The 19638-nt window shown below is 73.0% G+C and carries 12 protein-coding genes; 6 read left to right on the top strand and 6 right to left on the bottom strand.

Going from position 1 to position 19638, the window contains the following annotated elements:
• Positions 1-21: 21 nt before the first annotated feature.
• From fxsT (OG867_RS08705) to fxsT (OG867_RS08680), 6 genes are all read left to right on the top strand, one after another.
• Complete coding sequence (gene fxsT, locus OG867_RS08705; RefSeq protein WP_406284074.1) at positions 22-3009, top strand: FxSxx-COOH system tetratricopeptide repeat protein; 2988 nt, start codon at positions 22-24, stop codon at positions 3007-3009.
• Positions 3010-3081: 72 nt separating this feature from the next.
• The gene (locus tag OG867_RS08700; RefSeq protein WP_328902359.1) at positions 3082-3489 is read left to right on the top strand and encodes a CU044_2847 family protein; all 408 of its coding nucleotides are present in this window, start codon (positions 3082-3084) and stop codon (positions 3487-3489) included.
• On the top strand, positions 3486-4433 hold the full coding sequence (locus OG867_RS08695) for an AAA family ATPase (protein ID WP_406284071.1): 948 nt from the start codon (positions 3486-3488) through the stop codon (positions 4431-4433). The genes OG867_RS08700 and OG867_RS08695 overlap by 4 nt, the downstream gene beginning before the upstream one ends.
• A gap of 13 nt (positions 4434-4446) precedes the next feature.
• Positions 4447-6378 carry a hypothetical protein gene (locus OG867_RS08690; protein ID WP_406284069.1) on the top strand — a complete coding sequence of 644 codons (1932 nt, stop codon included), beginning with the start codon at positions 4447-4449 and terminating at the stop codon, positions 6376-6378.
• A complete protein-coding gene (locus tag OG867_RS08685; RefSeq protein WP_406284067.1) occupies positions 6371-7651 on the top strand; it encodes a CHAT domain-containing protein in 1281 nt (426 codons plus the stop codon). The genes OG867_RS08690 and OG867_RS08685 overlap by 8 nt, the downstream gene beginning before the upstream one ends.
• Positions 7648-10929, top strand: coding sequence for an FxSxx-COOH system tetratricopeptide repeat protein (fxsT, locus tag OG867_RS08680; RefSeq protein WP_406284065.1), 3282 nt, complete (start codon positions 7648-7650; stop codon positions 10927-10929). Before OG867_RS08685 ends, fxsT (OG867_RS08680) begins: the two co-directional genes overlap by 4 nt.
• 69 nt (positions 10930-10998) lie before the next feature.
• On the opposite strand, the gene OG867_RS08675 is transcribed toward fxsT (OG867_RS08680), so the two are convergent.
• The 6 genes from OG867_RS08675 to OG867_RS08650 form a co-directional block, all read right to left on the bottom strand.
• Positions 10999-14802, bottom strand: coding sequence for a multifunctional oxoglutarate decarboxylase/oxoglutarate dehydrogenase thiamine pyrophosphate-binding subunit/dihydrolipoyllysine-residue succinyltransferase subunit (locus tag OG867_RS08675; RefSeq protein WP_406284063.1), 3804 nt, complete (start codon positions 14800-14802; stop codon positions 10999-11001).
• Between the two features lie 257 nt (positions 14803-15059).
• A complete protein-coding gene (locus OG867_RS08670; protein ID WP_161212436.1) occupies positions 15060-16136 on the bottom strand; it encodes a HAMP domain-containing sensor histidine kinase in 1077 nt (358 codons plus the stop codon).
• Positions 16133-16870 carry a response regulator transcription factor gene (locus tag OG867_RS08665; RefSeq protein WP_073963975.1) on the bottom strand — a complete coding sequence of 246 codons (738 nt, stop codon included), beginning with the start codon at positions 16868-16870 and terminating at the stop codon, positions 16133-16135. The genes OG867_RS08670 and OG867_RS08665 overlap by 4 nt, the downstream gene beginning before the upstream one ends.
• Positions 16871-17104: 234 nt before the next feature.
• On the bottom strand, positions 17105-17797 hold the full coding sequence (locus tag OG867_RS08660; RefSeq protein ID WP_406284061.1) for a spermidine synthase: 693 nt from the start codon (positions 17795-17797) through the stop codon (positions 17105-17107).
• A gap of 95 nt (positions 17798-17892) precedes the next feature.
• A complete protein-coding gene (locus tag OG867_RS08655; RefSeq protein WP_406284060.1) occupies positions 17893-18495 on the bottom strand; it encodes a hypothetical protein in 603 nt (200 codons plus the stop codon).
• Positions 18492-19514, bottom strand: a complete 1023-nt coding sequence (locus OG867_RS08650) for a hypothetical protein (protein ID WP_406284058.1) — start codon at positions 19512-19514, stop codon at positions 18492-18494. Before OG867_RS08650 ends, OG867_RS08655 begins: the two co-directional genes overlap by 4 nt.
• Positions 19515-19638 lie beyond the last annotated feature (124 nt).

The following is a 19638-nucleotide window of genomic DNA, read 5'->3' as shown; positions in this document are numbered from 1 at the left end:
TCGAGGCAGGGAGACGGCTGAATGCCCGGAACGCGTAGGCCAGTTGGAGTAGTCGGGGCGAACACCGTCACGATCAGTTTCGCCGGCTTCAACCGCGCCTGGGCGGCGTGGATCGCGGACCGTCTGGAGCGGCGCGGGGTGACGGTCGTCCAGCAGCGCTGGGACCCACCGGTCTCGGTTCCGCTGGAGGAGGCGTTGCGCGACCTGACGCTGGCACGCGGCCGCGTCCTGGTGGTCCTCAGTGACTGGTACTTCCAGCTCGGCCCCCGGAGCCACGACGAGTGGAACCGGGCGCTGCGCTCCGAAGTCGCCCCCAACCCGGACCGGTTCGCGGCGGTATGCGTCACCACGTCCGCCCTGCCCGGAGCCACGTCCGCGCTGGGCGCCGCCGACCTGACCAACGTCGGCGCCGAGGAGGCGGAGCGGCGGCTCCTCGTCCGGCTGGGGCTACCCACCGACCCGCTGCCCGACGGCACCCCCGCAGGCCCGCGATTCCCGTCCGACACCCCGCAGGTGTGGGGCGGAGTGCCGCGCCGCAACATCCGCTTCACCGGCCGTGAGCAACTGCTCACCGACGCCTACCGGGCGCTCCAGGAGTCCGGACCGGGCGCCGGGGTCGTGACCCTGCACGGCATGTCCGGCGTCGGCAAGACCCAGCTGGCGGCGGAGTACGTCTACCGCTTCGGCTCCGAGTACGACGTGGTCTGGTGGGTGCAGGCCGACCGGCGCGCCCTCTACCGGCAGAAGCTCGCCGAACTCGCCCCGGAACTCGGCCTGTCCACCGGCCCCGAGTACGGTGAGCGGCTCCGTGCCGTCCGCGACTCGTTGCGCCGCGGCGACCCGCACGCCCACTGGCTGCTGATCCTGGACGGCGCCGACGAACCCGACCAGATCTGGGACCTGGTGCCCACCGGGCCCGGGCACGTGCTCATCACCTCCCGCAACCCGGAGTGGAGCGAGCACAACAGCAACCTGGTCGAGGTGCCCGTCTACCGGCGCGACGAGTCCGTGGCCTTCATCCGCCGCCGCGCCCCGCGCCTCACCCCGGCCGAGGCCGACCAGCTGGCCGAGGCACTCGAAGACCTGCCGCTGCTCCTCGACCAGACCGCCGGGTGGCTCAACGACTCGGACCTGTCGGTGGAGGAGTACATCGAACTCCTCGAAGGCGGCATCGACCAGGACGTCGTCAAGGTCTCCGCCGACTTCCCGCTGGCCTTCCAGACCGCCTGGTCGATACTGCTGAACAAGCTCCGGGACACCGTCCCCGAGTCCGTCGACCTGCTGCGGCTGTGCAGCTTCTTCGCACCCGGCTCGATTCCCGTACGGCTGCTGAAGGAGATGCCGCCGGGGGACCTGCCGGAACAGGTCGCCGGGCTGATGAGCGACCCCTTGTTGTGGAACAAGGCCATCAACCAACTCCGCCAGTACTCCGTGGTCCGGCTGGAGTCCCACGAGTCAGCTGTCGACGCGGCCTCCGCCGGTGAGTCCATCTACATGCACCGCATGGTCCACCAGATCGTCGGCCACGACATGTCGGAGGAGAACCGCCAGGAGTTCATCGACGTTGTCCGGCGCGCCCTCGCGGCGGCCGACCCCGGACGCCCGACCGACACCCGCCTGTGGCCCGCGTACGCCGAGATCACCCCTCACCTGAAGTGGGCCGACGTACTGAAGAGCGACGATCCCGCGGTACAGACGCTGGTGCTCAACTGCCTTCGGTACATGTACCTCTCGGGGGAGTACCGGGCCGGCATCAAGCTGGGTGAACGCGCCATGGCCGCCTGGCGGGAGCTGTTCGGCGAGGACCACCCCAGGATCTGGGACCTCGGCTACCACTACGCCAATCTGCTCAGGGCCGTCGGTGACTACGCGGCCACCGAGGTCATCGAGCGCGCGGCGGTGGAACACCTGCGCGCCGAGCGCGGTCCCCAGGACCTGGAACATCTGCGCGCCGCCGGCGGACTGGCCGCCGACCTGCGCGGTCTCGGCCACTACGACGAGGCGCTGGAGATCTCCCAGTGGCTCCTGGCCGGCTACCGCGAGTTGCTCGGCGACCAGGACTCGCGCACGCTCAACGCGCAGAACAACCTGGCCGTGACGATGAGGCTGCTGGGCCGGTACCAAGAGGCACTCGAACTCGACGGGCGCACTCTGGACGCGCGCCGCCAGTTGCTGCGCCAGCGGCACGCCTGGACCCTGATCTCCGAGATCAGCTACTCCACCGACCTGCGCCTCCTCGGCCGCTACAACGAGGCGTTCTCCCTTCAGAGCCAGAGCGCCCAGGTGCACCGACGCGTTCTGGGGTCGGACAACCCGCAGACGCTGCGCGCCGAGTACAACCTCGCGCTCTGTCACTACCGCAACGGTGAACGCACCCAGGCCGCCACGCTGTTCACCCGCGTCCTGGAGCGGGGCGAACGCGTCCTGGGCGAGAACGACCCGCTGACGAGGCTGTTCGCGTCCGGTCAGAGCTGCTTTGCCCGCGAGCACGGCAACATCGACCAGGCGCGGGCCATAAGCGAGAAGGTCGTGAACGGGTACACGGACATGCTTGGCGAGGACCACCCGTACTCGGCGGGCACCCGGTCCAACCACGCCTTGATCCTCCGCAACGTGGGGGAGCGGGAGCACGCCCACGCGCTACTGGAGGAAGCGCTGGCCGGCATGACGCAGGCCGTCGGCGAGCACCATCCGTGGACACTGGGCTGCGGCATCAACGCCTCGGCGCTGCGGAACCTCGTGGGTGACCCCGAGGGCGCGGCGACGCTGACGGACTTCGTCATCGCCCGCGCCGTGGAGGTCCTCGGCCGGACCCATCCGCTGACGCTGTCCGCCCGCATCGCCCACGCCGCCGACCTGCGCGGCCTCCGCGACCGGACGAAGGCCGAGAAGATCGAGAGCGAGGCCCTGGAGGACCTGGCGGCGACCCTCGGCGCCCAGCACGTCCATACCGTCTCGGCCCGCTCCCGCAACCGTCCCTACTGGGACTTCGAGCCGGTGACCACCTGATGCCGTGACGTCGGTGATCGGTGATCGGTAACCCTGCTCAGTAGGTCGGTCAAAACTCATTCGGGGGCGACGATGGCAGTTGTGGTGGGTTCGCCGGCACACGGCGAGGACGGCCCCATCCCGGTGGTCGTGGACGCAATCGCGTTCGCCGCCACCGGGCTGCCCGTCACCGACGCGGACTCCCTCTACGGGAGCGAGGAGACCCGGGACAACGCCGGGCGCCGGGCGCTCGGCGCGGCGCAGGATCTGTACGGGGACGGCCTCGACCTCGCCCGGCGCTGCGCGTCGCAGGCGATGCGCAGGCTGGGCGACCTCGGGGACGGGCTGCGGCCCGACGAGGTCGAGCTCCAGGTCGGCATCACCTTCGAGGCGGGGATGGCCGCCGTGGTGAAGGCCGGGGCGGAGGCGCAGATCCAGGTCACCTTCCGCTGGCAGCCGGGACGTGAGGAGCGGGTGTCCACGGTGGTGGCGCCCTCGTGAGCGACGCGGCGGCCGAGGCGTCGACCGTGCCGATCCTCCCGTACAGCCGCATCGTCGGGCAGGACGAGCTGAAGCTGGCCCTGGAGCTGAACTTCATCGCACCGGCCATCGGCGGCGTCCTCATCGCCGGACAGCGCGGCACGGCCAAGTCCACCGTGGTGCGGGCCTTCGCGCTGATGACCGGCGGGTGCCTGCCCGTCACCCTCCCGATCAACGCGACCGACGACCGGGTGCTCGGCGGCTGGGAGCTGGACGCCCTGATGCACGGCCGGGCGCGGCGGCAGCCCGGCCTCCTGGAGGAGGCGCACGAGAAGGGCCTGCTGTACGTGGACGAGGTCAACCTCCTGGACGACCACATCGTCAACATCATCCTCGACGTCGTCTCCACCGGGGTCCTGTCCGTGCAGCGGGAGGGCATCGACACCGAGGCCCACGTCTCGTTCGGGCTCGTCGGCACGATGAACCCCGAGGAGGGCAGCCTGCGCGCCCAACTGCTCGACCGCTTCGGGCTGATGGTGACCGCCGCCGAGCTGGACATCGAGGAGCGGCACCGGATGATCACCACCGTGCTCGCCTTCGAGGAGGAACGCCTCGTCGCGGACTCCGCCTGGTTACGGGCCGCCGAGGACGACAACGAGCGCCTGCGGGACGCCCTGGTCACCGCCCGGGAACGGCTCACGGCGGTCCGGCTGGATCCGGACATCAGCAGGCTCTGCGCCGAGGCCGCCGCCCGCATCGGGGCCGTCGGCCAGCGGGGCGACCTGCTCGTGGCCAAGGCGGCCCGCGCGCTCGCCGCGCGCGAGTGCGCCCGGTCCGTGGAGCGTGCCCACGTACGCCGGGTGGTGCCGCTCGCCCTGCGCCACCGCCGGCCCGATTCCGTGCACGGGCCCGAGCCGGTCTGGGGGCCGGACGAGGAATCCAAGCTGGACGAGCTCTTCGGCTGACATGGGGACACCGGTGCGAGCGACAGGTGACCAGGACCCGGACGAGCCGGACGGGCCCCTCCGGCGCCTGCTCACCGTGCTCGTCTCCGCCGCGCTGGAGCCCTCGCTCCCCGGAGTCCTGCTCTTCGACCTCCCGCCCGAGCACCTGCCCGCCGTCTCCAGGACGTTCGCCCACCTGCTCGGCCGCTCGTGCGGGGCCCCGCCCGGCCGCCCCGCGCCCCGGACCGTGCTGGACTCCGCCACGGTGGACGAGGACCTGTGGATACGCCCCCGGGTGCGCCGGGGCCCGGAAGGCATCGGGTTCACCTTCGGTCCCGGCCCCCTCGCCGAGCCGGACGCCGGGCCCCGGCTGGTCGTCGTCCCCGATCTCGCCCGGCTCAGCGTCCCCGGCCGGCGCGCCGCCGTCCAGTTACTCGGCTCGGACACCGCCGCCCTGGAGCACTCCGGCATCCGGCACCACTGGCGGCCCCGCGCACGGTGGCTGGCGTGCTGCCGGTCCGAGGACGCCGCACTCCTCTCCCCGCACCTCCTGGACCGCTTCGCCCTGCGCCTCGCCGCCCCGGACCTGCGCCCGCGCCCCGGACCGGACCCGCTCGGCCCGCTCCCCGCCGCCTGGGCGACGGCCCTCGCCCCGCAGACCCCCCGGCCCCGCGTCACACTCACCGACGAGGCCGCCTCCGCCGTGCTGGACCTCCTGGACGAGCAGGAGGGCGCCGGCAACCGGCGCACCCTCGCCCTGGCCCGCATCGCCCGCACCCTGTGCCGGCTGGACGGCGCGGCGGACGCGGTGGACCCGCCGCGGGACGGCCCCACCGCCACCGCGCTCCCCGTCACCCCCGCCCACGTCGACCGCGCCGCGCGGCTCATCCGGCTCCGTACCCCGCACCGCCCGGAAGCGCGGCCGGAGCACGCCCCGGACGGGGAACCGCCCGAGCCGCCGGGGGCGGGCCGCCCGCTGCCGCGCCCGGAGCCCCCGCGCGGCGCGGAGCAGGAGGCCGAAGCGGGTGTCCCCGTGCACGGGCCGGAATCCGCGCAGCCGCTCGGCGCGGCGGCGGCCCCCGGTGAACCGTCACCGGCCGTGAACCTCCCGTATCCGGAGGACGCGGCGGGTCCGGGGCACCGCGAGGCCACGCTGCGGGTACCGGCCCGGCGCGGCGCGGGGGCGCGTACCTCCCGGGGGCCGGTCACCGGGGTGCGGCGCGCCCGCGACCTGTGGGATCTGGCCCCGGTCCGCACCGCGATGGAGGCCGCGAAGTACCGGGCCGTCCGGGGCGGTACGGGAGGCCCGCTGGTGATCGCCCCGGCGGACCTGCGCGGCTATGTCCGGGCCCCGGAGCCCGTACGGATGCTGACCGTCGTCCTCGACCACACGTGCCGGGGCGGTTGGGACTGGTACCCGGCCCTCGAACCGTTCCTGCGCTGGGCGTACGTCACCCGGGCCTCCGTCGATGTGGTGGAGGTCGGCGGCGGGGGCGAACCGGACGAGCTCCGGGCCCGCGCGTTCACCGCCCGCTCCACCCGGGACCCCCGCATCGCCGCCGCGCTGGCCAGGCGCCCCGGACGGGCCACCCCGCTCGCCCACGGTCTCGACCTGGCCGGACAGGCGCTGCGGCGGGCGCTCCGGCACCACAGCGCCGGACCGGTCGAAGCGCTCCTGGTCGTCGCCACCGACGGCCGGGGCAACGTCCCGCTCGCCGTGAGCCGCACCGGCCGGCCGGTCCACGGCCCGGTGCGCCGTACGGGCGTCGACGACGCCGTGGCCGTGGCGGCACACATCCGCGCCCTGGGCCGCAGCCGCCTCCGCAGCGTCGTCGTGGACCCCGGCCGGCCCCCGTACACCCGCCTCCCGGCCGCCCTGGCCGAGGCCCTGGGCGGCGGGGTCGTCGGGCGGGCCGACGACGAGGACGCCCCCGGCGCCCCGGACCGGGAGGCGCGCCATGGCTGACGGCCGGCTCCGGCTGATCCGGAGCATGGTCACCTCCGCCGCACAGGCGCTGCCCGGCCGGCGCCCGCCGGGCCCGGGGGAGGCGCGCACCGCGGAGCCGCGCGGCCTGGGCGCCGCGCCCGTGGACGCCGCCCGCCCGCCGGCCACGGCGTACGCCCGCGTCCGGGTCGCGCGCCACCACACCGGCGCCGGCGCCCCCGACGCGTTCGGGGTCGAGGCGTGGTGCGCGGGCGTGGACCACCTCCCGTACACCACGGGACCCGGCCAGCTCAGGCCCGGGGACATCGGATTCGGCCACGCGCGCCGGGGCGGCACCCCGCCCTCCGAGCTCTTCCGGTCCATCCGGCGCTGGTCGACGTACCAGCACCGGCTGACGGACTGGATCAACCGGTGCCGGCGGGTCCACGGCGACGCCCTCCAGATCGTCGTCCTGGACCAGACCGGCTTCGAACTGCCCTGGGAAGCCCTGGACCTGCCCCCGGAACCGGGTGCCGGGCTGCGCGGCGGGCCGCTCGGCGCGCTCGTGGACGTGGCGCGCTGGCTGGACGACTTCCCGGACCGGGCGGTCGCCCCCGACGGCCGGGTCCTGAGCTTCTTCCACGCCGACATGACCCGCGACCAGGAGTTCTTCGCCCCGTACGAACACCGGCCGCACTTCGGCATCGAGAGCTTCCTGAACAGCCTGGACGATCTCGCCGGGCAGCGCACCGGCCTCGTGTACATGGGCTCCCACGGCACCTTCGACCAGGAACTCAGCAAGCTCACCCTGGCCGGCGGTACCTGGGCCGACTACCACGACCTCGACATGCGCCTCCTGGGCCGCGACGAGGCCCTGGTCTGCCTCAACGCCTGCCATTCCGGGCGCTTCCTCGACTACGGCGGCGACGGCAGGCAGTATCTGCGCGGGTTCACACAGATCTTCCTGCGCAACGGCGCGGGCGGCTGCATCGTCTCGGCGGGCGCGGTCGGTGATCCCGAGGCCCGGGTGATGATCCGCCGCATCGTCGACACCGTGACCGAGGACTCCGGCCGGCCCGTCGCCGGTGCGCTCCGGGCCTTCCGCGCGGAGGTCTACGACACCTTCCTCGCGGGCGGCGGGGTCCCGATGATGGTCAAGGACGACGGCACCTTCGACGCGGACCGGCAGCGGAACGTGCTGCGCCTGCTCTACAGCCTGATGTTCCAGTACTACGGGCATCCGCTCAGCACCCTGCGCCTCACCGCGCGCCCGCACGGCGCCCCCGTACCGGCCGAGGCGGGTGGGCGGCCATGACCCCTGACGAACGCCCGCTGCTGATCGAACCCGTCGTGGGCTGGCTCCCCGAGGTGGAACCGGGCCTCGTCCAGTGCGTCAGCGTCGATCTGCGCGGCCCGCTCGACACCCACGGGGACACGGACGGCGACGCCTGGCCGTACGAGGAGGAGGAGCTGACGTTCAGCGTCGCCCTGGAGGGCGCGCCGCACTTCGTCTGCGAGGCGATCGAGGACCCCGGCCTCGTCCTGCACCGCTTCGGCGGCACGTACGGTCCCGCGACGTTCCTCGTCACCGCGGGGCTTTTCGCCGGCCCCGGGGTGCTGCGGCTGACCATCTTCAACCAGTGGGGCGCCTCGGTCCGCAAGGCCGAACTGCCCTGCGCCATCACGGAGTCGGCCGGGCCCGGCGCGGTGGTGCGAGGCACCGTCGCCCCCCGCCGGAACCCGTCGGTCGCGCCGCCCGGGCCCTCGCGGCCCGACGAGAGCGTCACCATCTGCTCCGCCGGACACGACCGGGCGTGGGCGGAGTGGATCGGGCACCGGCTGAAGCGGCGGGTGCCGGTGACCCACCGGGAGTGGGACCCGGCGCCGGACGAGCCGCTGGCGGAGGCCCTCGGGGACCTCGCCGCCCGCGCCTCGGGTCGCGTCCTCCTGCTGCTCAGCGACTCCTTCTTGCAGCGGGGCTCGCGCAGCCACGACGACTGGGACCAGGCCCTGCGCGCCGTCGTCGCCCGCGCCCCGGACCGCTTCACCGCGGTGTCCCTCACGAAATCCTCGTTGCCGGGCGCCGCCGCGGTCCTGAGCGCGCCTCCCCTCACCGGGGTCGGCGCGGAGATGGCGGAGGCACTGCTGCTCCGGCGGCTGGGGCTGCCCACGAGTCCCCTTCTCCACGAGTCCCCAGCGCCGACAGACCCCCGCTTCCCGCTGGACCCACCCGCGGTATGGGGCGGCGTGCCCCGCCGCAACACCCGATTCACCGGCCGCGACGAACCACTGATGGCCGTGTACGACCTCCTCCGCGCCGCCGGGGCCCGAGACGGCCGTGTCGTCCTGCACGGCATGCCGGGGATCGGCAAGACGCAGCTCGCGACGGAGTACGTGTACCGCTTCGGGGCCGACTACGACGTGGTGTGGTGGGTGCCCGCCGACCGGCGCGCCTCCTTCCGGCAGCAACTCGCCGACCTGGCCCCGGAGCTGGGGCTCTCCACCGGTGCCGAGTACGGCGAGCGCCTGCGCGCCGTACGGGACGCGCTGCGTCGCGGCGAGCCGTACGCGCGGTGGCTGCTCGTCCTGGACGGCGCGGACGAACCCGGGCAGATCCAGGACCTCGTGCCCACCGGACCCGGTCATGTCCTGATCACCTCCCGCAACCCCGAGTGGACCGAGCACGGCTGCACCGCCCTCGACCTTCCCCCGTACACGCATCAGGAGGCGGTCGCCTTCGTCCGCCGCCGGGCTCCCCGCCTCACCGGACCGGAGGCCGCCCGGCTGGCCGAGGCCCTGGACGGGCTCCCGCTCCTCCTCGACCAGACGGCGGGCTGGCTGGGCGAGTCCGCCATGCCGGTCGACGAGTACCTCGCACTGCTGGAGGAAGGGGCCGAACAGGACGTCGTCAGGGTGTCGGCCGACTTCCCGCTCGCCTTCCGGACCGCTTGGTCGATCCTGTTGAACCGGCTGCGCGAGACCGCCCCGGAAGCCGTCGAACTGCTGCACCTCTGCTGCTTCTTCGCACCCGGCACCGTCCCCGTACGGCTGCTCAGATCCGTGGCGCCGGAGGTGCTGCCCGAGGGGCTCGCCCGTCTGGTGCGCGATCCGCCGCTGTGGAACAGCGCGATCCGCCACCTGCGCCGGTTGTCCGTGATCCGCGTGGAGTCCCGGGGGACCGACGAGTCGGTCCATCTGCACCGCATGGTCCACCAGATCATCCGCAAGGACCTGCCCGAGCGGGAGCGGTGGGCGCTCGCCGAAGGGGCCGCCCGGGCGCTCGCCGCCGCCGACCCGGGCGACCCCTCCGACCCGCACCACTGGCCCGCGTACGCCGCACTCACCACCCACCTCGAATGGGCGGAGGTCCTGGAGAGCACGGACCCACAGGTGCACCAACTGGTCCTCAACTGCCTGCGCTACATGTACCTCTCCGGCGAGTACGGCAGCGGCATCCGGTTCGCCGCACCGGCGATGCGGTCCTGGGGGAACGTACGCGACGCCACCGACCCCCGGACCTGGGCCCTGCGCCACCACTACGCCAATCTGCTGCGGGCCCTCGGCGACTACCGGAACAGCGAGAAGGTCGAGCGCGCCACCGCGGACTTCCTGGCGGCCGAGCGCGGCGAACGGGACCCGGACCACCTGCGGGCCGCCGGCGGACTCGCCGCCGACCTGCGCGGGCTCGGCCGCTATCAGGAGGCGGCGGAGCTGTCCGCGTCGATCCTGGAACGCGACCGCCGGCTCTTCGGCCCCGAGGACCCGCGCACCCTCAGCGCGCAGAACAACCTCGCCGTCTCCCTGCGGCTCCTCGGCCGGTACGAGGACGCGCTCGCCCTGGACGAGCGCTGCCTCGAACTCCGCCGGGCGGTGCTGTCGCCGGACGCGCCGCCGGCGCTGTACTCGGAGCTCAACCTCGCCATGGACCTGCGGCTCCTCGGCCGGTACCGGGAGGCGGAACACGCGCTGCGGGAGACGGTCGACCACCATCTGCGGGTGCTCGGGGGCAACGCCCCGCAGACCCTGCGCGGCCGCTACCACCTGGCGCTGTGCCGGTACGAGATCAGGGGTGCCCCGGCCGTGCTGGAGGACCTGGACCGCATCCGGCGGGACGCCCTGCGCACCCTGGGCGAGTACGCCCCGCTCACCCTTATGATCAGCGCCGGCACCGCCTCCGTGCGACGGGAGGCGGGCGAACCCCGCGAGGCCCTGGAACTCCACGAACAGGTGGTGGCCGGCTACCGCAGCATGCTGGGCGACGAGCACCCGTACACCATCGGTACGCGGGGGAACCTGGGGCTGACGCGCTGGACGTCCGGCGACCGGGACCGGGGGGCCGAGGGCATCGAGCGGGCCGTCGTCCGGATGGCGCGGGCCGTCGGCGACGACCACCCCTGGGCGATCGGCTGGGCGCTGAACGCGGCGCTGGTGCGGCCCGCGGACCGGCGCCTGCCGGGGCGTACGAACAGTGCCCGGGCCGACGCGGTGCTGGGACCCCTCCACCCGCTGGCCATGGCCTGCCGTCAGGTGGTCACCGCCCGCCCGACGGACACGCCTCCCCGGTTCTGGCCCTTCGAACCGCTCGTCACCTGAGCCGTACGCCCGAGGGGCCCGCCTCGCGCAGGTGCGCGGGACGGGCCCCTCGGGCGTACGGGCAGCCGGTCAGGCTTCGAAGACCTCGTCGACCAGCTGGGCCTGCTCCGCCTGGTGGCGCTTGGCCGAGCCGACCGCCGGGGACGAGCCGCGCGGCCGCGAGATGCGGCGCAGGCGCTCGCCGTGCGGGACGTCCGCGCCGACGGCCAGGTCCAGGTGGTCGATCAGGTTCAGGGCGATGAACGGCCAGGCACCCTGGTTGGCCGGCTCCTCCTGGGCCCACAGGTACTTCTCGGCGTTCGGGTACTTGGCGATCTCGGCCTGGAGCTCGGCACCCGGCAGCGGGTACAGGCGCTCCAGCCGGATGATCGCGGTCTCCGTGTCGCCACGCTTCTGACGTTCCGCCTCAAGGTCGTAGAACACCTTGCCGGCACAGAAGACGACCTTGCGGACCGCGCTCGGCTCGACCGTGTCGTCGCCGATGACCGGGCGGAAGCCGCCGGTGGTGAACTCCTCCGCCTTCGACGCCGCCGCCTTGAGGCGGAGCATCGACTTCGGGGTGAAGACGATCAGCGGCTTGTGGTGCGGGTTGTGCACCTGCCACCGCAGGAGGTGGAAGTAGTTCGACGGCAGGGTCGGCATCGCGACCGTCATGTTGTCCTGCGCGCACATCTGGAGGAAGCGCTCCGGGCGGGCGGACGAGTGGTCCGGGCCCTGGCCCTCGTAGCCGTGCGGCAGGAGCAGCGTGACGCCGGAGGTCTGGCCCCACTTCTGCTCGGCCGAGGAGATGAACTCGTCCACGACGGTCTGCGCGCCGTTGACGAAGTCACCGAACTGGGCCTCCCAGATGACCAGCGACTCCGGGCGGGCCAGCGAGTAGCCGTACTCGAAGCCCATCGCCGCGTACTCGCTGAGGAGCGAGTCGTAGACGTTGTAACGGGCCTGCTCGTCCGTCAGGTAGAGGAGCGGGGTGTAGTCCTCGCCCGTGACCTGGTCGACCAGCACCGCGTGGCGCTGGCCGAAGGTGCCGCGGCGGCTGTCCTGGCCGGCGAGCCGGACCGGGGTGCCCTCCATCAGCAGCGAACCGATGGCCAGGGTCTCGCCCATGCCCCAGTCGATCGTGCCGTTCTCCACCGAGGCGGCACGGCGCTGCATCTGCGGCATCAGGCGCGGGTGCACGGTGATCGACTCGGGGATGTTGACCTGCGACTCGGCGATCCGCTTGACGACCTCGGCGGAGACCGCGGTGTTCACGGCGACCGGGAAGTGGGCCTGCGGGTCGGAGACGTGCGGCTGCGCGGGCTGCGAGGTGGCCTCGCGGACCTCGGCGAAGACCTTCTCCAGCTGGCCCTGGAAGTCCTGGAGCGCCTGCTCCGCCTCTTCCAGGGTGATGTCGCCGCGACCGATGAGGGACTCGGTGTAGAGCTTGCGCACCGAGCGCTTCTTGTCGATCAGGGTGTACATCTGCGGGTTGGTGAACTCCGGGTTGTCGCCCTCGTTGTGACCGCGGCGGCGGTAGCAGATGAGGTCGATCACGACGTCCTTGTTGAACGCCTGGCGGAACTCGAAGGCGAGCCGGGCGACCCGGACGACGGCCTCGGGGTCGTCGCCGTTGACGTGGATGATCGGCGCCTCGATCATGCGCGCCACGTCGGTGGCGTACATCGAGGAGCGCGAGGACTCCGGGGCGGCGGTGAAGCCGACCTGGTTGTTGATCACCACGTGCACGGTGCCGCCGGTGCGGTAGCCGCGCAGCTGCGACATGTTGAGCGTCTCGGCGACGACGCCCTGGCCCGCGAAGGCCGCGTCGCCGTGCAGGGCGATCGGCAGGACGGTGAAGTCCGTGCCGCCCTTGTTGATGATGTCCTGCTTGGCGCGGGCGATGCCCTCAAGGACCGGGTCGACCGCCTCCAGGTGCGAGGGGTTGGCGGCCAGCGAGACCTTGATCTGCTCGCCGTCCAGGCCCGTGAAGGTGCCCTCGGCGCCCAGGTGGTACTTCACGTCGCCCGAGCCGTGCATCGAGCGCGGGTCGAGGTTGCCCTCGAACTCGCGGAAGATCTGGGCGTACGACTTGCCCACGATGTTCGCCAGGACGTTCAGGCGGCCGCGGTGGGCCATGCCGATGACGACCTCGTCCAGGCGGGCCTCGGCGGCGGAGTCGATGACCGCGTCGAGCAGCGGGATGACGGACTCGCCGCCCTCCAGCGAGAACCGCTTCTGGCCGACGTACTTGGTCTGCAGGAACGTCTCGAACGCCTCGGCGGCGTTGAGGCGGCGCAGGATGCGCAGCTGCTCCTCGCGCTCCGGCTTGGGGCGCGGACGCTCCACCCGGTCCTGGAGCCACTTGCGCTGCTTCGGGTCCTGGATGTGCATGAACTCGATGCCGGTGGTGCGGCAGTACGACTCACGCAGGACGCCGAGGATGTCGCGGAGCTTCATCATCGACTTGCCGGCGAAGCCGCCGACCGCGAAGTCCCGCTCCAGGTCCCACAGGGTGAGGCCGTGCTCGGTGATGTCCAGGTCGGGGTGCTTGCGCTGGTGGTACTCCAGCGGGTCGGTGTCGGCCATGACGTGGCCCCGGACCCGGTAGGAGTGGATCAGCTCGAAGACCCGCGCGGCCTTGGTGACGTCGTCGTCGTGCGAGGCGTCGATGTCCTTGAGCCAGCGGACCGGCTCGTAGGGGATGCGCAGCGCCTTGAAGATCTCGTCGTAGAACTCGTTCTCGCCGAGCAGCAGCTGGGAGAGGATGCGCAGGAACTCGCCCGACGCGGCACCCTGGATGACCCGGTGGTCGTACGTCGAGGTCAGGGTCATGACCTTGGAGATGCCCAGCTTGTTCAGGGTGTCCTGCGAGGTGCCCTGGAACTCCGCCGGGTAGTCCATCGCGCCGACGCCCATGATGAGGCCCTGTCCGGGCATCAGGCGGGGCACCGAGTGGACGGTGCCGATGCCGCCGGGGTTGGTCAGCGAGGCGGTGACGCCGGTGAAGTCGTCCATGCCGAGCTTGCCGTTGCGGGCGCGCCGGACGATGTCCTCGTACGCCTGCCAGAACTCGAAGAAGTTGAGCGTCTCGGCCTTCTTGATGGCCGCGACGACCAGCTGGCGGTCGCCGTTCGGCTTCACCAGGTCGATGGCGAGGCCGAGGTTGACGTGCTCGGGCTTGACCAGGGTCGGCTTGCCGTCCTTCTCCGCGAAGGAGTGGTTCATGGCCGGCATGGCCTTGAGCGCCTGCACCATCGCGTACCCGATGAGGTGCGTGAAGGAGATCTTCCCGCCGCGGGCGCGCTTGAGGTGGTTGTTGATGACGATGCGGTTGTCGAAGAGCAGCTTCACCGGGACGGCGCGCACGGACGTGGCCGTGGGCAGCTCCAGCGAGGCGTTCATGTTCTTCGCGACCGCGGCGGACGGGCCGCGCAGCGTCACGTACTCCGGTCCGGCCGGCGCCTCGGTGTCCGCGGCGGCCTTGGCCTTCGCGGCGGGGGCCTTCGCGGCCGGAGCCGGGGCGGCCTTCGCCGGAGCCTTGGGCGCGGCGGGCGCGGCCTGGGCCGGGGCGGCGGGCGCCGCAGGGGCCTGGGCGGCGGGCTGCGCCGGAGCGGCCGGGGCCGCCGGTGCGGTGGTGGGGGCGGCCGGGGCCGCGGGCGCTGCAGCCCCCGCGGCTGCGGCGCCGGTCTTGTCCGCCGTGCCGGTCTTGCCCGGCTTGTAGTCGGCGAAGAAGTCCCACCAGGCACGATCGACCGAATTGGGGTCCTGGAGGTACTGCTGGTAGATCTCGTCGACGAGCCACTCATTGGCGCCGAATGCCGCGGCCGGGTTGGTGCCCGGGCCGGCCTGGTCGGTCGAGATGCTCGAGTTACTGGGGGACTGAGACGACACGGCGGTGACCGCCCTCTTCCGCTTCGCAAGGTGATGGACAGCGGGAATCAAGGCTACGCCTCCGTGGCCGTTCCTTGCAGGCCGGGGAGGTCTTCGTCGTGCAAGTCACATCGGAAGCCGGGTTTCGGCACTGGAAATGGCGGGAAACAAGCATGGTTCCGCTTCGCTCCGGGTACGCGAGGCCGCCGCAGCGGCCCCCTCGACCGTATCCCGTTACCGGAACACGTAGAACGCGGCCTTCCGGTTCGAACCCTATGTCAACCTCGCGGTTGCGGAATCCCCGGAAGAGTGACGCGGATCCGGCAGCCGCGAGCAGATTCGGCCACTCCGATCCGGCCGCCGTGGAGATCGACCGCCCAACGGGCGATGGCGAGGCCGAGCCCCGTACCGCCGTCGCTGCCCGGGCCGTGCGGCGAGGCCACCTCGCCCCGGTTGAACCGCTCGAAGACCCGGTGGCGCTCGGACTCCGGAATGCCCGGGCCCTCGTCCACCACCTCCAGGTGCAGGGACTCCGGCTGCGGGCCGCGCCGGGCCAGCACCGTGACCCGGCCGTGCGGCGGGCTGTGCTTGACGGCGTTGTCGATGAGATTGGCCACCACCTGGTGCAGCCGCTCCGCGTCCGCGTGCGCGGTCAGTTCCGGCGGCGACACGTCCAGGTGCAGATGGACGTCCGTACGGGAGTGGTTGCCGGACCCGGAGGAGAGCCGGCGGTGCGCGGCGGCGAGGTTCGCCTCCTTCAGCACCCCGGACAGATAGGGCCACACCTCGAAGCGGTTGGCCTTCAGCGTGACGACGCCGTTGTCCAGGCGGGACAGGTCGAGCAGTGTCTCCACCAGGCGGCCCAGGCGCTCCGTCTGTTTCAGCGCGGTCCGCATCGTCTCCGGATCGGCCGAGGACACTCCGTCCACGACGTTCTCCAGGACGGCTCTCAGCGCCGCGATGGGCGTGCGCAGCTCGTGCGAGACATTCGCCACCAGCTCCTTGCGGTGCCGGTCCACGGCCGCCAGGTCGTCGGCCATCAGATTGATGGTCTGCGCCAGGTCGCCGAGCTCGTCGCGCCGGCCCGCGCCGTTGACCCGCCGCGTGTAGTCGCCGTGCGAGATCGACCGGGCCACCGCGCGCATCTCGTCCAGCGGCGCGGTCAGGCCGTGCGCCACGAACTGGGTGATCAGCAGCGTCGCGATGACCGAGAACACGGTGATGAACCGCAGCTCGGTCCGCGTACGGAAGGCCACCATGATCAGCCCGGTGGTGATGAACACCGAGACCACCACCAGGGTGCCCAGCTTGGCCTTGATCGAGAACGGCCGCAGCCCCGGTCCGGGCGAGGTCATGGCGCGGGGGTCTCCAGCGCGTAACCGACGCCGTGCACGGTACGGATGCGCTCCGCGCCGATCTTCCGGCGCAGCGCCTTGATGTGGCTGTCGACCGTCCGGGTGCCCGAGGCGTCCGCCCAGTCCCACACCTCGGCGAGCAGCTGCTCCCGGGAGAGCACCGCGCGCGGGGTGTTGGCCAGGCAGACCAGCAGGTCGAACTCGGTCGGGGTCAGGTGCACGTCGTCGGCGCGGACCCGCACCCGGCGCTGTGCGTGGTCGATCTCCAGCTCGCCGAGGCGGAGTATGCCGCTGCGCGGCGTCACCGCGGCCAGCGCGGCCCGCTCCACCCGGCGCAGCAGCACGTGCACCCGGGCGGCCAGCTCACGCATCGAGAACGGCTTGGTCATGTAGTCGTCGGCGCCGACCCCGAGCCCGACGAGCATGTCCGTCTCGTCGTCGCGCGCGGTCAGCATCAGCACCGGCACCGGCCGCTGGGCCTGGACTCGGCGGCAGACCTCCAGGCCGTCGAAGCCGGGCAGCATGATGTCGAGCACCATCAGGTCCGGCTGCCATGCCTCGGCCGCGTCCACGGCGGCCGGGCCGTCGAGCGCGGTCTGCACGAGAAAGCCCTCCGCCCGCAGCCGGGCGGAAATGGCATCGACGATCGTGGCGTCGTCCTCGACCACCAGCACCCGGCGCTGTGCGCCCGGGGTGGCCGCGACGCCGCTGTGGGTGGTGTGTGTCTGTTCCATCGCCCCGCCCCTGCCCGTTCTCACGGAGGCCATTCCCCCGGACGTACGGTTTTCGTTCGTGAATTTCGTGGGTGATCCCGCTACCGGTCAGCAGCGTAGAGGCAGCGGAGGCTTTTCGGCTACGCAGGGTGCAAGGCCGGACCGCAGTGAGGGACCTTCGCACGGGGTCGGGTGACGCCGTTCCGGGCCCGGGCCCCCGGGCATCCGGGGCTTCCGATACCCGCCGGGGGGATCTCACTCGCCCCGGATTGCGAGATGGACCACGTCCGGCACACCTCGGGCAACGCCCACTTCTTCCGCCCGTACCCCCTGAAACCCGGCATCCCGTAGGGCCTGGTCGAATGCGGCGGACGGTTGCGCGGACCAGACGGCGAGAACCCCGCCCGGGTTGAGCCGCGCCCGGCAGTCGGCGAGACCGGCGGGGGAGTAGAGGTCGTTGTTGTCCTCGGTGACCGTCCAGTCCGGCCCGTTGTCGATGTCCAGGCACAGTGCGTCGTAACGGTCGGTAGTCGTACGCAGATACGCGACGAGGTCGGTCGTCAGGATCTTCGTACGGGGGTCGGCGAGCGCGGGCCCCGAGATCCGGTCCAGCGGCCCCTGCCGGTGCCAGTCCACGATCGCCTCCTCCCGCTCGGCGACCGCGATCCGGCCCCAGCGGGGCTCGGCGGCGGCCCGGGCGAGTGAGAACCCGACGCCGAGCCCCCCGATGAGCACCGCGGGCGCGGTGCGGCCGGCCGGGAGCGCGGCGAGCGCGGCGTCGATCAGCAGCCGCTCGGAGCGCCCGTCGGAGGTGTCCATCAGGAAGCACCCGTTGGCGATGATCTCGAAGTCCTCCCCGCGCCGGCGCAGGACGACCTCCCCGTACGGTCCCTCGCGGCGGTCCAGGGTGACGGGGGCGTCGGCGTCGGGGCCGAACGTGTGGGGCATGGCGCTGATCTCCGGTGGCCGGGGCGGCTGTTCCGGCCATCCTGTCGCGCCGTGGCGGGCGCGTGCCAGCGAGTTCGTACGAGGGACTGCCTCGGTCACCCGCGTTCGCCGCGCGCCCCGCGTACGGCGTACAGCGCGGCGCCCGCCGCGAACGCCGCCGCCGCGACGGCCCACGCCCACACCTGCGGCCCCGGCTGCATCGGCCAGGCCCACACGGAGGCGGCTCCGCCCGGGGTGCGCGGCGCGGCCAGATAGACCGCGCCGACGTACACGGTGACCGGCAGCCAGCTGAGCCGGGCCCCGATCAGGGCGGCCGCGGCGGCGGTGATCCCGGTCGCGCCGAGGACGTTGCGCACCATGCCGGGCGCGCCGAACGCCTCCGGGTGCCCGGGCACGGCCAGCGCGAGGGCCGCGGCGGCCGGGACGGTGAGCGCGAGCAGGTGCGCCAGCCGGCGGGGCCACCAGCGCCGGACCGCCGTCCGGTCGAGCTCGTCGGCGGCGGCGTACAGGCTCGTCCCGATGGCCGACGACACCAGCAGCGGGGCCAGGACCAGGACGGGGACGCGGGCGCTGTGGTCGAAGGTCGGCTGCGCCTGGATCCAGTACGCCGCCCAGGCCGCGAGCAGGGCCGTGCAGGCCACGGCGGCTGCGGTACGGGGGAGGGCGCGGGAGCGGAGGTAGAGGACGGGGAGGTTCACAGGGCCGGCACCTCCGAGGGGTCGCAGCTGGTGCGGGTGGTCATGTAGCGGCCGAGCCAGGCGCGGCGCTCGGCGTCGGGCATGGCTTCGAGGCGGTGGAGCTCGGGGGACTTCTCCGCGCCGGGGGCCAGACCGGCGGGGGCGAGCCAGGTCGCAACAGCGCTGTCCGTCTCGCCCACCCGACGGCCGCTGGTGTCCTCGGAGTGGCGATCCGGGCAGTCCCGCCTCGTCATGTTGGCCGCCACCTGCCAGGCGAAGTCCTCCGTGTGCTGGAGCCGCCCGCGCAGGAGGTACCAGCCGGGGTTGGGCGGCGGCATCCACGCCTCGTCCGGGCCTTGCAAAGGCAGCCGGGCGACGTAACGCTTCGGTGCGCCGGGCACCCCCTCCAGCTGCCCGGTCAGCTCCGACAGCGCTTCGGCGACCTGGGGCAACAGGTGCTCCTGGCGCCCGCTCAGGCAGAACCCGGGGGTCCCCTCCGTACACGCGAGGTGACGGGCCGCCGGGTCGGCCCGGAACATGCCGTCGCCCGTGGACACGATCAGCGGGGCGACGGCGGCCGCCACGGCGAGCGGCACGAGGGCGGCGAGCCGGCGCCGGGCCGCGACGGCGGTGAGCGCGGAGGCCGCGAGTCCGCCGGTCCAGGCCACCATGGCGGGGGCGAACCACCACACGGGGAGGCTGTTGTCCAGCGCGATGTTCACGGCCGGGTCGAGGTACCGCGCCGAGGACTCCGAGTAACTGGGCACCCCGAGCACCAGGTACATCAACGCCGCGAGCACGGGCGCGGCCAGCCGCCACCGGCACAGCACGCCGACGGCGAACCCGAGCAGCGCCACGGCCGCCAGGACGGTAGCGTCCACGACGACGAGGGAGAGGAGCGGGCCCCCGCCGCCCGCGTACGGCCAGGTGGCAGCCAAGGCCCCGGCCAGCGCGACCACGTACCCGGCGACCGCCCACAGCGCGAGCGCCAGCGCGGCACGGCCATCCGTCGCCACCGGGCACGCGGCGTCGAGCGCCACAGCTCATCGGTGGAGCGCCGGTGGTCGCGGGCGCCCTGCCAGCAGGCCGCCGCGGCCACCAGCGGGCCGGCGAGCAGGGTGGCGCCGGAGTGCAGGAGACTCTGGGTCTCGATCCAGTCGCCCT

Source organism: Streptomyces sp. NBC_00209, from assembly GCF_045206345.1.
Taxonomy (GTDB): Bacteria; Actinomycetota; Actinomycetes; order Streptomycetales; family Streptomycetaceae; genus Streptomyces.
Note: the sequence above shows the minus strand (reverse complement) of the source record. Positions and strands in the feature narration are given on the sequence as shown.

Coding starts and splice junctions, on each gene's coding strand:
- OG867_RS08670 (WP_161212436.1), bottom strand. CDS start 16,136: ATGACCTCGCCCGGACCGGGGCTGCGGCCGTTCTCGATCAAGGCCAAG.
- fxsT (WP_406284074.1), top strand. CDS start 22: ATGCCCGGAACGCGTAGGCCAGTTGGAGTAGTCGGGGCGAACACCGTC.
- OG867_RS08660 (WP_406284061.1), bottom strand. CDS start 17,797: ATGCCCCACACGTTCGGCCCCGACGCCGACGCCCCCGTCACCCTGGAC.
- OG867_RS08685 (WP_406284067.1), top strand. CDS start 6,371: ATGGCTGACGGCCGGCTCCGGCTGATCCGGAGCATGGTCACCTCCGCC.
- OG867_RS08665 (WP_073963975.1), bottom strand. CDS start 16,870: ATGGAACAGACACACACCACCCACAGCGGCGTCGCGGCCACCCCGGGC.
- OG867_RS08700 (WP_328902359.1), top strand. CDS start 3,082: ATGGCAGTTGTGGTGGGTTCGCCGGCACACGGCGAGGACGGCCCCATC.
- fxsT (WP_406284065.1), top strand. CDS start 7,648: ATGACCCCTGACGAACGCCCGCTGCTGATCGAACCCGTCGTGGGCTGG.